This window comes from Romboutsia sp. CE17, assembly GCF_012317385.1.
Lineage (GTDB): Bacteria > Bacillota > Clostridia > Peptostreptococcales > Peptostreptococcaceae > Romboutsia_E.
The window spans coordinates 405959-420274 of the sequence record NZ_CP051144.1 but is presented as its reverse complement, the minus strand read 5'-3'; the positions used below and the strand labels follow the sequence as shown (position 1 = coordinate 420274).

Annotated in this window: 16 protein-coding genes; 2 read left to right on the top strand and 14 right to left on the bottom strand. The window is 26.9% G+C overall.

Translation table 11 applies throughout. From position 1 onward, the window contains the following. Nucleotides 1–56: 56 nt before the first annotated feature. The 8 genes from HF520_RS02080 to HF520_RS02045 form a co-directional block, all read right to left on the bottom strand. Nucleotides 57–914, bottom strand: coding sequence for a protein-ADP-ribose hydrolase (locus HF520_RS02080; protein WP_168572451.1), 858 nt, complete (start codon nt 912–914; stop codon nt 57–59). 127 nt (nt 915–1041) lie between these two features. Then, the gene (locus HF520_RS02075; protein WP_168572450.1) at nt 1042–1263 is read right to left on the bottom strand and encodes a NifU family protein; all 222 of its coding nucleotides are present in this window, start codon (nt 1261–1263) and stop codon (nt 1042–1044) included. Between the two features lie 96 nt (nt 1264–1359). Then, complete coding sequence (locus tag HF520_RS02070) at nt 1360–2193, bottom strand: prephenate dehydrogenase (protein WP_168572449.1); 834 nt, start codon at nt 2191–2193, stop codon at nt 1360–1362. Beyond that, nucleotides 2190–3203, bottom strand: a complete 1014-nt coding sequence (aroF, locus tag HF520_RS02065; protein ID WP_168572448.1) for a 3-deoxy-7-phosphoheptulonate synthase — start codon at nt 3201–3203, stop codon at nt 2190–2192. Before aroF ends, HF520_RS02070 begins: the two co-directional genes overlap by 4 nt. Nucleotides 3204–3225: 22 nt before the next feature. Continuing rightward, nucleotides 3226–4362, bottom strand: coding sequence for a prephenate dehydratase (gene pheA, locus HF520_RS02060; protein WP_168572447.1), 1137 nt, complete (start codon nt 4360–4362; stop codon nt 3226–3228). 844 nt (nt 4363–5206) lie between these two features. Beyond that, complete coding sequence (locus HF520_RS02055) at nt 5207–5473, bottom strand: hypothetical protein (RefSeq protein WP_168572446.1); 267 nt, start codon at nt 5471–5473, stop codon at nt 5207–5209. A gap of 98 nt (nt 5474–5571) precedes the next feature. After that, a complete protein-coding gene (locus tag HF520_RS02050) occupies nt 5572–6246 on the bottom strand; it encodes a CPBP family glutamic-type intramembrane protease (RefSeq protein ID WP_168572445.1) in 675 nt (224 codons plus the stop codon). Between the two features lie 393 nt (nt 6247–6639). Next, on the bottom strand, nt 6640–6951 hold the full coding sequence (locus tag HF520_RS02045; protein ID WP_168572444.1) for a helix-turn-helix domain-containing protein: 312 nt from the start codon (nt 6949–6951) through the stop codon (nt 6640–6642). A 272-nt stretch (nt 6952–7223) separates the two neighbouring features. Here HF520_RS02045 and HF520_RS02040 point away from each other — a divergent pair, with 272 nt between their 5' ends. After that, nucleotides 7224–7841 carry a manganese efflux pump gene (locus HF520_RS02040; protein ID WP_168572443.1) on the top strand — a complete coding sequence of 206 codons (618 nt, stop codon included), beginning with the start codon at nt 7224–7226 and terminating at the stop codon, nt 7839–7841. A 20-nt stretch (nt 7842–7861) separates the two neighbouring features. Here the strand turns inward: HF520_RS02040 and HF520_RS02035 are convergent, their stop codons facing one another. Further along, a complete protein-coding gene (locus HF520_RS02035) occupies nt 7862–8497 on the bottom strand; it encodes a YitT family protein (protein ID WP_243155178.1) in 636 nt (211 codons plus the stop codon). 395 nt (nt 8498–8892) lie between these two features. Between HF520_RS02035 and HF520_RS02030 the strand changes: the two genes are divergently transcribed. After that, nucleotides 8893–9996 carry a DEAD/DEAH box helicase gene (locus tag HF520_RS02030; protein WP_168572442.1) on the top strand — a complete coding sequence of 368 codons (1104 nt, stop codon included), beginning with the start codon at nt 8893–8895 and terminating at the stop codon, nt 9994–9996. A 60-nt stretch (nt 9997–10056) separates the two neighbouring features. On the opposite strand, the gene HF520_RS02025 is transcribed toward HF520_RS02030, so the two are convergent. The 5 genes from HF520_RS02025 to rbsD all read right to left on the bottom strand — a co-directional run bounded on the left by HF520_RS02025 (nt 10057) and on the right by rbsD (nt 14312). After that, a complete protein-coding gene (locus tag HF520_RS02025) occupies nt 10057–10359 on the bottom strand; it encodes a PTS sugar transporter subunit IIBC (RefSeq protein ID WP_168572441.1) in 303 nt (100 codons plus the stop codon). A gap of 168 nt (nt 10360–10527) precedes the next feature. After that, nucleotides 10528–11430 carry a ribose ABC transporter substrate-binding protein RbsB gene (gene rbsB / locus HF520_RS02020; RefSeq protein ID WP_168572440.1) on the bottom strand — a complete coding sequence of 301 codons (903 nt, stop codon included), beginning with the start codon at nt 11428–11430 and terminating at the stop codon, nt 10528–10530. Between the two features lie 15 nt (nt 11431–11445). Next, a complete protein-coding gene (rbsC, locus tag HF520_RS02015) occupies nt 11446–12423 on the bottom strand; it encodes a ribose ABC transporter permease (protein WP_330586294.1) in 978 nt (325 codons plus the stop codon). 2 nt (nt 12424–12425) lie between these two features. Further along, nucleotides 12426–13916, bottom strand: a complete 1491-nt coding sequence (gene rbsA, locus HF520_RS02010; RefSeq protein ID WP_168572439.1) for a ribose ABC transporter ATP-binding protein RbsA — start codon at nt 13914–13916, stop codon at nt 12426–12428. Further along, nucleotides 13917–14312, bottom strand: coding sequence for a D-ribose pyranase (gene rbsD / locus HF520_RS02005; RefSeq protein WP_168572438.1), 396 nt, complete (start codon nt 14310–14312; stop codon nt 13917–13919). Between the last annotated feature and the right edge of the window lie 4 nt (nt 14313–14316).

Below are 14316 nucleotides of genomic sequence, written 5' to 3'. Positions count from 1 at the left end.
CTAAAGATAATAATAGCTAAAGATATTAAATACCTTTAGCTATTATTATCTTTAGTTTATTCCATTAAAAGCTTTCTGTATATTTCTTCATCATTATCACTAAATACATTAAATATTATCTTTATATCTTTATCTGCATTATTATATTTCCAATGTCTAACTGTATTTATAGCTATTTTAGCTGCATCTTCTTTTGGATACCCAAAAGCTCCTGTAGATATACAACAGAAAACTATATTTTTTATATCATCTATGTCCTTTGATATATCAAGACAAGATTTATAACAAGAAGCTAATTGCTTTTCTTGCTCTTTAGTAACTACATTACTAGAAACAATTGGACCAACTGTATGAATTATATATTTAGATGGTAAACAGTATCCTCTTGTAATTTTTGCTGATCCTGTATATTCTAGATGACCTTGCCTTTTTATTATTTTATTGCAATCTTCCCTTAATCTAGGACCTGCAGATGAATGAATTGCATTATCTATACATGTATGTAATGGTTGTATACAACCTAATAGATTACTATTAGCTGCATTAACAATTGCATCAGCTTTTATTGTAGTGATATCTCCTGTAAATATAGCAATATCTTTATCTACTTCTAAAATATCTTCTACATTCGTAATATCTTTCTCTTTAGATTCTGTTAATAATAATCTTTCAAGTAATTCAAGATACGTAGAATCAATCTTTTGTGGCGGATATACATTTAGAAGCCCTTGAAGAACTCTTCTTCGTAAATCATATGTATCCGGTAATGTATTTATATCCCAAATACCAGCTCTTGAAAAATAATCAATTAATACTCTAACTGCTCTATATTTTTCTAATTTTGACATAAGCTTTACATCTTTATTAAATTCTTCAAATAAGTCTATATCTTTAGAGTAATCTCTCCAATTCATAAGCTTCCTCCTAATATCATAATTAATTTTAATGTTCTTAATTATTAATATGCTTAATTTATTATTTTACCACTACTAGATATATAAAAAGGACAGTTAAATATACACTGTCCTATAAGTTTTATAATTATATACCTATTACTTGTTTTACACCTGGAACTTCTTTAACTAATAAATTTTCAATTACAGCTTTTATAGTCATTGTTGAACCTGGACATCCTTGACAAGCCCCTTTTAATCTAACTAATACAATTCCATCTTCATTTACATCTACTAATTCAACATCTCCACCGTCTCTTTGAAGAACAGGCCTAACTTTTTCAAGTACTTCTGTAACTTTTTCCCTCATGGTAATCCCCCTAAAAATTTAAATTATAAATTTATTTAATTAGTTCTATACCAATTAGAGTTCTCCTCTTCTTATAGCAACTTTATTATATACAATTTATAATTTTTGTCTTCGTTTAGATGCTTTTCTAAATTGTTCAATTAAAAAACTATCATTATTATTTTCTATGGACTCTTTTAAGCAATATAGCTGATTAATAAATCTATCTATAGAATTCAAAAGATTTTCCTTATTTCCCATAAATAGTTCACACCACAAATCTTCATTTATGTTTGCTATTCTGGTTAAGTCTCTATAACTATCTCCAATATAATCTCCAGTTTCTCTTCCTTCTTCATCGCTATTTATCAATGCTACTGACAAAACATGGGGAAGTTGAGATGTAAAAGAAATTATTTCGTCATGAAATTGAGAGCTTACCTTTTTGATTTTAGAAAATCCTATGGAATATATTATATTTTCTAATATATCTATATTCTTACTCTTATTGTACTCAGTATCTACCAATATATAATTAGCATTTTTAAATACATCTTTGCTAGCAAAATCTAATCCCTTTTTTTCTCTTCCAGCCATTGGGTGACCAAATATAAAATCTACATTTTTGGGTATTACATCTCTAATCTCATTTATAAATAGTCTCTTAATACCAGTTGTGTCAGTTATTATAGACCCATCTTTAAAATTATGATTATTTTCTTTTATAAATTTTTTTATAAGTTTTGGATAAATAGATATTATAACTAAATCAGCATTCTTTAATAAATACTCTCCATTAGTTGATCCATCTTTTATAAGATTCATTTCAATAGCCTTTTTTATAGTTTTTTCATCTATATCAATGCCATAAATTTCATTATACCCTGATTCTCTAAGTGCCATTGCAAAAGAGCCTCCAATAACTCCTAACCCAACTATGACTATTTTCATATTGTTTTACCTTCTATTTCTCCCAATATCTTTACTTTTTCCATCAATGAATCAAACTTATTAGGTTTTATTGACTGTTGACCATCGCATAGTGCATTCTGAGGATTATTATGAACTTCTATCATAAGACCATCACAACCTGCAAGTATTGCAGCTTTTGACATAGGCTCTACTAATCTCCAATCGCCTGATGCATGGCTAGGATCTACTATTACTGGTAAATGAGAAAGCCTCTTTACAATAGGTATTGCACTTAAGTCTAAAGTATTCCTTGTGTAAGTTTCAAATGTTCTTATTCCTCTTTCACATAAAATTACATTTTCATTTCCACCTGCCATTATATATTCCGCACTCATAAGCCACTCTTCTATAGTTGCTGATAGACCTCTTTTTAGTAGTATAGGTTTATCTGTTTTCCCTACTTGTTTTAGCAAATCAAAATTTTGCATATTTCTAGCTCCAATTTGTATTACGTCAACCTCATCTACAAATTTATCAATATAATCAGTTGACATAAGCTCTGTTACTATAGGTAAACCGGTCTCTTGCTTTGCAAGCTTTAGTAACTTTAAACCTTCCATTTCCATTCCCTGAAAACTATATGGAGAAGTTCTAGGTTTAAATGCTCCTCCTCTCAAAAAATTAGCACCTGATTTTTTTACACTTCTTGCTATACCTATAATTTGTTCTTCTGATTCAACTGAACAAGGTCCTGCTATTATACCAAGAGCATTTCCTCCAATTTTACTTCCTTCTACGTCTATTACTGTGCTTTCAGCTTTAAACAACCTATTCGCTTTTTTAAATGGCTCTTGTACCTTTAGTACCTTATCAACATATCTAAAAGATAAAATCTCATCTGAATCTATATTAGTTGTATCCCCTATGATTCCTATTACACACTTAGCACTTCCTTCACATACATCTATTTTTACACCTTTACTTTTAATATGCTCAACAATCTCATCCATTTCTTGTTTTGTATATCCTGAATTCATAACCACAATCATATATATTACCTCCTCAAAATTTTTAAATTTTACACTTTGGGTAGCTACCTAAAAATTTAAAATACTCACATTCTTCTTTTACTATTTCTATTGAATCTATTACATTTGAATCATTAATATTACCTTCAATATCTACATAAAATAAATACTTCCATGGAGTATTCTTTATCGGTCTTGACTCTATCTTAGTTAGATTTATATTATGTCTTGCAAAGTAACCTAGTATATTATATAAACTACCTACTTCATGCTCTATAGAAAAAATCATACTTGATTTATTACAATTACTATTTAGTTCTAAATCTTTACCTATAATAGCAAACTTCGTATAGTTGTCTTCAATATCATTTATATTCTCTTTTATAATATCTAAATTATAAATTTTAGCTGCTTTATCAGATGCAATAGCTGCCTTTGATTTATCATTTAACTCGCTCACTAGTTTTGCTGATATAGCTGTATTTGAATATGGTATTAACTTTAATTTATTATATTGTGTAAAAAATTCACTACTTTGTTCAAATCCTTGAGGATGAGAATAAACTTCCTTTATATCTTCTATCTCACTTCCTTTTATTCCAACTAAATTTTGATTTATCTTTATACACTCTTCCCCAACAATATAAAAATCATATTTATTTAATAAATCGTATACTTTGCTTATTCCACCTGTTGATGAATTCTCTACAGGAATAATTGCATAATCAATTTCATTACCTTTTAAAGCTATAAAAAGATCTTCAAAGTTTGAATAATGCTTGGAACTAATTGTTTCTTTAAAATAAATATTCATTGCTTCTTCGCTAAAAGATCCACTTACCCCTTGATAACCAATTCTATAATTTTCATACTTTACCTTTGGTACTATATCCTTAAACTTAAATTCTTTTTTATTTATAATCTTATTTTGAATTAATCTACTTAGATACATTATATTAGTATAATAGTTCTTCAAAAAAAGCTCATAATCTTTATCCTTTAAATAAGATATATTCTTTTTTATAACTTTATCCTCTCTGTCCTTTTGATACACTGGCATATTTTTTTTAATTTTATATTCACATATTTTTTTTGAAAGGTTCATTCTCTTTTCAAATAAGCTAGTCATCTGCTTATCAATTTCATCTATTTCTAGTCTATAGCATTCTAGTGTATCCATAATATCAACCCCTCTTGTATTTTCATAAAAAATTCGCTCCGCTCATGTCGCCAACGACCTTGAGAAACAGGTCCGTTGCTCCTTTAAGCAGTTGGATTTTATAATTTATCCACAAACCAGATAAATTATAAAATCCTTAAAATTAAAAAAAGAACTCAAATGAGCTCTTTTTAATATTTTCTATAAATTTATTTATATAGAAATTAATTAAAATTTTCATAGTATGAAAACTCATTAGAAAAATAGTTATATTTATTTTTGCAGAAAAAATAGCTAGCGCCAAAACAATAGCCCCAGAATAAAAAGTTAAAAAAGCTATATAATTGTATTTCTGCTATTTTCCCAATATTATTATTCATACTCTTATCTCCTTAATTTATTATCTTAATATTTATTGTTGATATAATTATAGTTTATATTTTTTTACAGTCAATATTAACATTTTTTTTATATATATTAATTTATTCTATTTTTGAAAACATTTGCAAGTATGTTTTTTTTATTTTATAATTAAATTAATAATATTACTAATTATTGTAAATTATATGAAGGGATTGAACTATTTTTGAAAGCAAAATTTAAAATATTTAATTATTTAATTTTTTATGCTATATTTTTATTTTTATATATGCTTACATTTAAAGGTAATTTTAACCTTGTGAATTTAAAAGTTTGTCTATCTTCATCATTGTGTCCAGCTTTAGTTGGCGGTTCCGTAATAAACTTACTTTATAATAACAAGATAAGTTGCTAAGTATAAAAGATTCATTTCACTTTAAATTTAATGATATAAATTAATAAAATAAAAAGGTTACTAATTTTCTAAATTAGTAACCCCTTTTTTTTATATTTCACTTAGTTCTAATAGTAAAGACTCTAACGTATCATTATACATTTCTTCAAATGATAATAACTCTTCCATAACAGATTCTAAAGTACAATTATTTTCTTTTTCTTCAGCCTCTATTTCTACAAAGTGAGCTATTAGTTCTTGTAAATAAGTATCTACGCTCTTATGATCACGAAAATCTTCTATTTCATAGTGGCTCGTAACGTTTTGATTCAAATGTAAATGTATATTCTCTTTATTTATATCATTATCAATAAACATAATCTTTACGTCTCCTCATGTATGTGCCCTATAACTAATTATAAATTCTAATTATATTTTTGTAAATATTATAAATTTGTATTTTCAGAATTTTTATTTTAATATAATAATATGCTAAATAATATATGAATCATAATACATATATATATATCTTTAAATTTAATCCTTATAAAATTTAAAATACTACCTAATATTAGTCCTTTAACAATGTTGAAGATTAATATATCCACCATATACCCAGACATGCTAGTTAACTTCATATATTGAGATATTATGTCAATATATCCAATTTGATATACAGAATACATAATCATTGTAGCTATAAAAATAATAGTAGTATTTTTTATATGATAAGTTAAATAATTCCATATATGTTCTCTAAATAATAATTCTTCAAAAATAGGAATAATAATTATAGATAATATTAATAATTCAATATTGTACATACTATATCCACCATTAAAGTATGGAGTTATTATTGATGCTATACCTACTATTATACCTAAAACAACTTTAATATACTTGTTCCTATGGTTAAACATATTTACAAGTTTTAAACTATGATGGGTGAATTTAGGATTGTTTTTAAATATTAGTAATAAAATAGTTCCAACTACCATAAATGATATTATTGTTGTAACTATTAAATTTTCTAATGATAAATTTAATTGACTAATAAGTATAAATTTAGCTACTATCCTAAATAGTTGAATTACAACTAACATAAGAATTGTATCTAATATGTACTCTATATAATTTGCTCTAGACTTCAATTTTAATCACCTACATATGTTCCTCTTTTTAGTTATATTCACAGTATAACTGAGTATTTTAAATTTGTAAAACCTAAAAATGAGAAATTTATAAGGTGTATTTGATTAGTAATAAATTATGTTTCTGAAAGGAGAATTGATGAAAAATAATTTTCTTTATAAACTTTTATTATATATTCTTACAATAATATCGATTATGAGCTTAGGACTTTTTAATTTTTATATGTCTAGCTATTACCATAGTCCTATAGGAATTATAAATAAAATAGATCCTCTACCTTTATTTTTTGTAATTCTTTTAATTGTATTGCTTCAATTAATTATCGCATTTAAACTACTTAGAAATAAATAAAAGTACCTTAAACTTTTTTATTTAAGGTACTTTTATTTCTATTAATCATAAAATCCATTTAATACTCTACAAATAGTAGCCTTGCTCCAATTAGTTTTTTTAGATATCTCTCTATAGCTTAAACCACTTTCTCTAAGTAATTTTATATTTTCTATATCTAAATCTCTAATCTGCTTTTCCTTGGGTTTTAAATATCCTCTATTAGTTTTTAATTCTTCTAATTCGGCCTTTAGCTTATCTATTTCTAATTGCTTTTTTTGTATTTTCTTCTCATATGCATTTCTCATTTCATTAAATTCTTTTATATAATTAATTTTCCAATCCTCTTCAGTCTTTAATTTAAAAATCCCCATATATTTACCTCCATATCATTAGAATTCTATCCACATATGAAATAACTTCTTTTCTAAATGATAAAATCCTTGTAATTATGTATAATTAAAAAACGTAAAATTATTCTATATTTCAACAACATCTAAGTATTCGTAACAATTCCTAATATATTAATATAATAAAATTCAATATTCTTATTTTTATCTTAGTAACAAAAATATCACATTTTTAAAAAAAGTTTATATTATGAAATATATAGACTTAAATATATTCAACTCAAGGAGGATTTTTTATGAACTATATGACGGCATTTTTACTTTCTCTATCTGCTAATTTAGATACTTTAGCCGTATGTATATCTTATGGGATGAAGAAAGTAAAACTTAGTATTGTAGCATCCTTGTTAATTAGTTTGATAACATCTTTCGGTACCTTTTTATCTATGATTTTAGGTAAATTTATAACTAATTTTATTTCTCCTAAAATAGTAGCTACACTAGGTGGTATACTATTATTAATTTTAGGCTTAAAAATAGTTATTGATTTTATAAAAAAATATAAAAAAATTAAAATTAGAAATTTATCCAGAGAAAAAAAAATTAGATATTCAGATATACTATATAATCCTGTTAAAGCTGATACTGATAACTCTGGTGATATAGATTTAAAAGAATGTATAACACTTTCAATAGCTCTTACTTTAAATAATGTAAGTGTTGGAGTTGCTGCAAGTATAGCAGGCATAAGTATATTCTTAAACACTTTATTTACCTTCATTTTAACTCTATTTAATATTGGTCTAGGCTTTTATATAGGAATTAAATATTCTTCAAAATTTTTAGGAGAATACTCTGATTTAATAAGCGGTCTACTAATAATTGCACTTGGTGTATATCAAATACTTATTTAATGATAAAAAGCGAACTTTAATTAAAGTTCGCTTTTTATCATTAAATTTGATTTATTATTTTTAACATATTCATATATATAATCTATCACATTTCCACTTATAGCCACCGCTATTAATGAGTATAATACTTTTTCTATCGGCATATATGTCAGTGATAATAATAATACTATACAATCACCTAACATATATACTCTACCTATATTTAAAGATGTAGTCTTAGAAATCACTAATGCTAAAGCATCATCTCCTCCTGCTGCACACCCAGTTGTAACGATTAGTCCTACACCTAAACCTACACTTAATCCTGCCAGTACTGTTGATACAATCATGCTACTGGACTTTGGTAAAATCGGACCAATAGTTCCAAATACCTCATAAAAAATTGAGAAGCTAACTGATGCAAATATAGAATACATAAAAAATTTTTTTCCAAAATACTTATATCCTATTAGTAATAGAGATAAATCTATTATGATATTTGCAATCTCTGGTTGAATATCAAATAAATTTTTTAGCAGTAGTAAAAGTCCTAACACTCCACCTTCTGTTATGTTATTTAAATAGTAAAAATTATAGACTCCAAATGCAAGTATTGCTGAGCCTAATATAATTAGTAGAATTCTTTCTACATCTTGCCGCCTGGCCATTTTATCCATATCCTTTCTTTTTTTATTTATTATAATTATATAGAATAAAAAGGCCTTTGTATACACCACTTTTTCAAACTTAAAATTATACAAAACTTTTCTTTTTTTTTCAAGTGTTTTTTGTAAGTTTTTTCATTCTTTTTTCAAACCTTTCTGAAACTTAGTAATTTCAAAGGCTTCATTCTATTATTTTTGTTAAAAAGTTTAGATTAGCTACCTTTAAGGTTTAGTAAGATTAAGTTTATGTTTATATTAATTTTTTATTTGTTTACTTATACTATTCTTATATTTTTAATTATTGAAATTTTATTAAGCTTTATAGTAATAATATAAATAGTATTAATTATTTTTATATGATATTATAAATTAGTTGAAAGAAAATAAACAAAATGAGAGGTAATAAAATGAATTTTAAAGACTTAGGGATTAATGACGATATTTTAAATATATTAAATACAAACGGTATAACTACTCCAACTCCAATTCAAGAAGAAAGTATAATACCTATAAAAAACGGAAAAGATGTTATAGCTCAAGCTCAAACTGGAACTGGAAAAACTTTAGCTTTTTTACTTCCTATATTTGAAAGTATTTCAAATGATATAAACAGTACTCAAGCTCTTATTCTGTCTCCAACTAGAGAACTTGCTATACAAATAACTGAAGAAGCTAATAAATTAAATAAAGCCAAGAACATAAATATACTTGCTGCATATGGAGGTAAAGATATTGGTTCTCAAATAAATAAATTAAAGAAAAATATTCATTTAATAATTGCTACACCAGGAAGACTTTTAGATCATTTAGATAGAAAAACTATAGACTTAAGTAAAATAAAAACTTTTGTATTAGATGAAGCAGATCAAATGTTACTTATGGGATTTAAAAATGAAGTTGAAGCTATATTAAAAAATACATCTAAGAACCGTCAGACACTATGTTTCTCTGCTACGATGAATTCTCAAGTGAAAAAGTTAGCTTATAGATATATGATAGATCCTATTGAAATTTCTATTAAGGAAAAAGAAATAGCTCTTGATTCTATAAAACAAGAAGTTGTTGAAACTACTGATAGATGGAAGCAAGATTCTTTACTTAAAGTTTTAGATGAAGATAATCCTTTTATGGCTATAATATTCTGTAGAACTAAGAGAAGAGTTGATATGCTTGAAGAAGCTATGTCTCAAAAAGGATACAACTGTGCTAAATTACATAGTGATATTCAACAGTCAAAGCGAGAAAGAATAATGAAGTCTTTTAGAAATGCTGATATTCAATATCTAATTGCTACAGATGTTGCCTCTAGAGGTCTTGATATAACAGGAGTTGACAATATATATAATTATGATATACCAGAAACTGCAGCAGATTATGTCCATCGTATAGGTAGGACTGGTAGAGCAGGCAAGGGTGGATATACTTGCATGTTTATCGATCCTAAAAACATGAAAACTCTTGAAGAAATTGAGCAAACTATTAAGTTTAAAATTCCAAGAAGAGAATTATAATTTTATTAAAATAAAGCTAAGTTCAATATACTTTTATTGAGCTTAGCTTTATTAATTTAACTAATTCAAATCTGATGATATTTCACTTAATACATTTATAGGATTTTCAATTACAAACTTTGGTTCTACTTCATAGTATTCTCTATCTATAAATCTTTCAATTTCTTCTATTTCTTCTATACTCTTATTCGTTACAAATAATACTACATTAGAAGATTTTATAGTTTCCTCTGAAAGTTTATTTTCTATTTTATTAGATTCTTGTATTTCACAGCTTATTATATATCCTAATTCTTTTCCTGCAACTTCTAATGCTCTTGCACTTTGTTCATTTTCGCATACAGCTACTATATTTAAATTCATATTAAATTCCCTCTTTCTATAGTTATAATCTAGTACCATTATAACCTATATCTATAAAAAAATTATTTAAATTTTATTATATCTTTGCACTTTTAAACTATAACTCATTATCTAGTAACTAAAAAATACTAGCTAATTATATAAATCAACTAGTATTTTCTAATTTAATTACTTTTCATTAGTTATTAATTTTAATTCCACAGGTATAAAGCTATCTACTTTTTCTCCTTTTAAGATAGAATTTACTGCATCTACGGCAGCTTCACCTATTAATAATGGCTGCTGTGCTACTGTAGCCGCCATAGTTCCTTTTTTCACTGCCTCCACTGCATCATCTGTAGCATCAAATCCAACTATAAGAACATCTTTCATTCCCATGTCTTCTAATGCTTTTTGAGCACCTAGAGCCATTTCATCATTTTGAGCAAATACCGCATCAATATCATTTTTAGATTGAAGTATATTTTCCATTACTGTAAGACCTTGAGTTCTATCAAAATCAGCTATTTGTTTAGCTATTATTTTCATATCACTTTCTTCTATTCTATCATCAAATCCTTTACCTCTATCTCTAGCCGCTGATGAACCTGCAGTCCCTTCTAGTTCTACTATATTACCTTTTCCACCTAGTTTTTCTATTAGGTATTCTGCCGCCATTGCACCGCCTACTTCATTATCTGAAGCTATATGCGTAACTACATTTCCACCATTTGCAGCTCTATCTACTGTTACAACTGGTAATTCATAGTTATTTGCTATCATTACTGAAGCTACAGCCGAGTCTGAATCTACTGGATTTAAAAGAACTATATCTACATCTTTAACCGTTAAGTCTTCCATATTAGATACTTCTTTTGCTGGATCATTTTGAGAATCTAATACTACAACTTCATAACCTAATTCTTTTGCTCTTTCTTCTATTCCACTTTTTAAATCTACGAAAAATGGATTATTTAAAGTAGATACTATAAATCCTATTTTCTTTATATTGCTATCACTTTTTTGTTGACACCCAACTAAAGTCATTGCACTCATTATTACCGTTAATATTATAGAAAGAATCTTTTTCATTTTAGATTTCCTTTCTTAGTTACTTTTTCTATCTAAAAGTACTGCTAATAATATAACTGCACCTTTTACCATTGTTTGATAGTATGAAGACACATCTAATATGTTAAGTGCGTTACTTAATACACCTATTATTAATGCACCTACTATTGTTCCTGTAATCTTACCTTTACCACCATTTAAACTAGTACCACCTAACACAACTGCTGCTATAGCATCTAATTCGTACCCTGATCCTGCAGTTGGTTGAGCTGAGTATAATCTTGAAGTTATTATTATACCTGCTACAGATGCAAGTATTCCACTCATTGTATATACCCATATTTTTATTTTATCTGTATTAAGTCCTGATAATTTAGTCGCTTCTTCATTTGAACCTAATGCATAAGTATATCTACCAATTCTAGTATTATGAAGTATATAATAACATACCATAAATACTACTATCATTATCATAGCTGGAGTTGGTATCCCAAGTATTGTGCCTCCTCCTATTTTACCAAATGACATTGCTAATTCATTACTACCTAATGTTATAGGATTTCCATTTGTATAAACTAATGTTAAACCTTTTAAAACTGTCATAGTTGCTAATGTAGCTATAAATGGCTGTAGTTTTCCTTTTGAAATTATAAATCCATTTAAAAATCCTACTATTGCTCCCACTACTAAAGCTGATATCACTGCTACTACTACATTTTGTCCTGATACTAAAAGACTTGCACATACAGCACCACTTATTCCTAGTATTGAACCCACTGATAAATCTATTCCGCCTGTTAATATAACGAATGTCATACCTGCTGCTATTACTGCATTTACTGAAGTTTGTCTAAGTATATTCATTATATTCTTAGCACTTAAAAATGCTGGGTTAAGTATTGATACTACTGCTATTAATAATACTAATCCTAATAAACTTTTATATTTAACTAACAATTCTTTTAAGCTGTTATTTTTTTTATATTTGCTTTCTACTTTTGATGATATATCCAATTTTATGCCTCCTTAGCTTCAACTGCACATTTTAATATTGCTTCTTGCGTTGCAGATTCTATATCAAATTCTCCTGTTATTCTGCCTTGACTTAAAACTAAGATTCTATCACTTAATCCTAATATTTCTGGCATTTCAGAAGATATCATTATTACTGCTTTACCTTGACTCTTAAATTCATTTATAAGATCATATATTTCTTTTTTAGCTCCAACGTCTACCCCACGAGTAGGTTCATCTAATATAAGGACATCTGGATGAGTCATAAGTGCTTTAGCTATTGCTATTTTTTGCTGATTTCCTCCACTTAAATTTCTTACTAATTGATTTTCACTTGGAGTTTTTATTCTCATTCTGCCGATATAATCCTGAACTCTTGCAAGTTCTTTTTTCTTGTCTATTTTAAATAATGATGACATTCTATTTAAAGATGATATTGCCATATTTTCTTTAACTGATAAGTCTAATATTAATCCATCACCTTTTCTATCTTCTGATACATATGCAATTCTATTTTTTAAACCATCTTTAGCAGACTTATTGTTTATCTCTCTATTCTTTACATATATTTTTCCATTCGTTTTTCTAAAGTGTCCATATATTGTTTTAGCTAATTCCGTTCTCCCTGCTCCCATAAGTCCTGATATCCCTAAAATCTCTCCAGCCTTAACTTCAAATGATACATCTTCTATATATTCATTACAAAGATTTTCAACTTTAAGTACTGTATCCCCTTTTTTAGTATCTAACCTTGGAAACTGATCTGTAAGCTTTCTTCCTACCATCATTTCTATCATTTTATCTTCATCTAAGTTATCTAAACTTTCACTTCCAACATACTTACCATCTCTTAAAACTGTTATATAGTCACAAATTTCAAATATTTCTTTTAGTCTATGAGAGATATATACTAAAGCCTTACCTTCATTTTTTAACTCATTTATTACATTAAACAAACTTTCCGTCTCTTTATCTGTAAGTGCATCAGTTGGCTCGTCCATTATTATTATCTTGGCATCTAAAGATAATGCTTTTGCTATCTCAACCATTTGTTGCTGGGCTATACTTAAATTACCTACTAATTCTCTTGAACTTGTAGTTACGTTTAGCTTCTTAAGTAATTCATCAGCATCACTATAAAGCTTTTTAAAATCAACAACAAATCCTTTTCTAGGTTCACGTCCTAAGAATATATTTTCACCAATACTTAAGTCTGGTAATAGGTTAAGCTCTTGATGGATTATAGCTATTCCCTTTTCACCTGCATCCTTAGGTCCTTTAATATCCGTTTCTTCGCCTTTATAGAATATTTGCCCACCATCTTTTTTATATACACCACTTAATATTTTCATAAGTGTTGATTTTCCTGCTCCATTTTCTCCCATAAGGGCCATAACCTTACCTTCATAAAGTTCTAAGTTAACCCCATCTAGAGCTTTTACTCCAGGGAACTCTTTAACTATATCTTTCATTTGTAAAATAGGGTTTTTCATTTAAAATACAACTCCTGATTTTAATATTATATTTGCATAAGGAGTACACTCTCCTGTTCTTACTACTGCCTTACTACTCTTAGTCATATTTTTAAATTCCTCATGACTAACCATAATTATTTTTATATTTTCAAATCTCTTTAATATTTCATCGTATATAATAGTATTTTTTTCTACTATTTCCTCAGCAATAATTACCTCTTCTACACATAATTCTTCTAAAATTGTATCTAAAGTTTCTAAGAAAGATGGAACTCCATATTTAAGAGCTAAGTCAATTCTATTTACTCCATCAGGTATAGGTAATCCACAATCTCCTATTGTTATACTATCTGTATGTCCCATTTTCGATATTGTGTATGATACTTCACTATTTATAAGTTTTGTTTTTCTCATTATA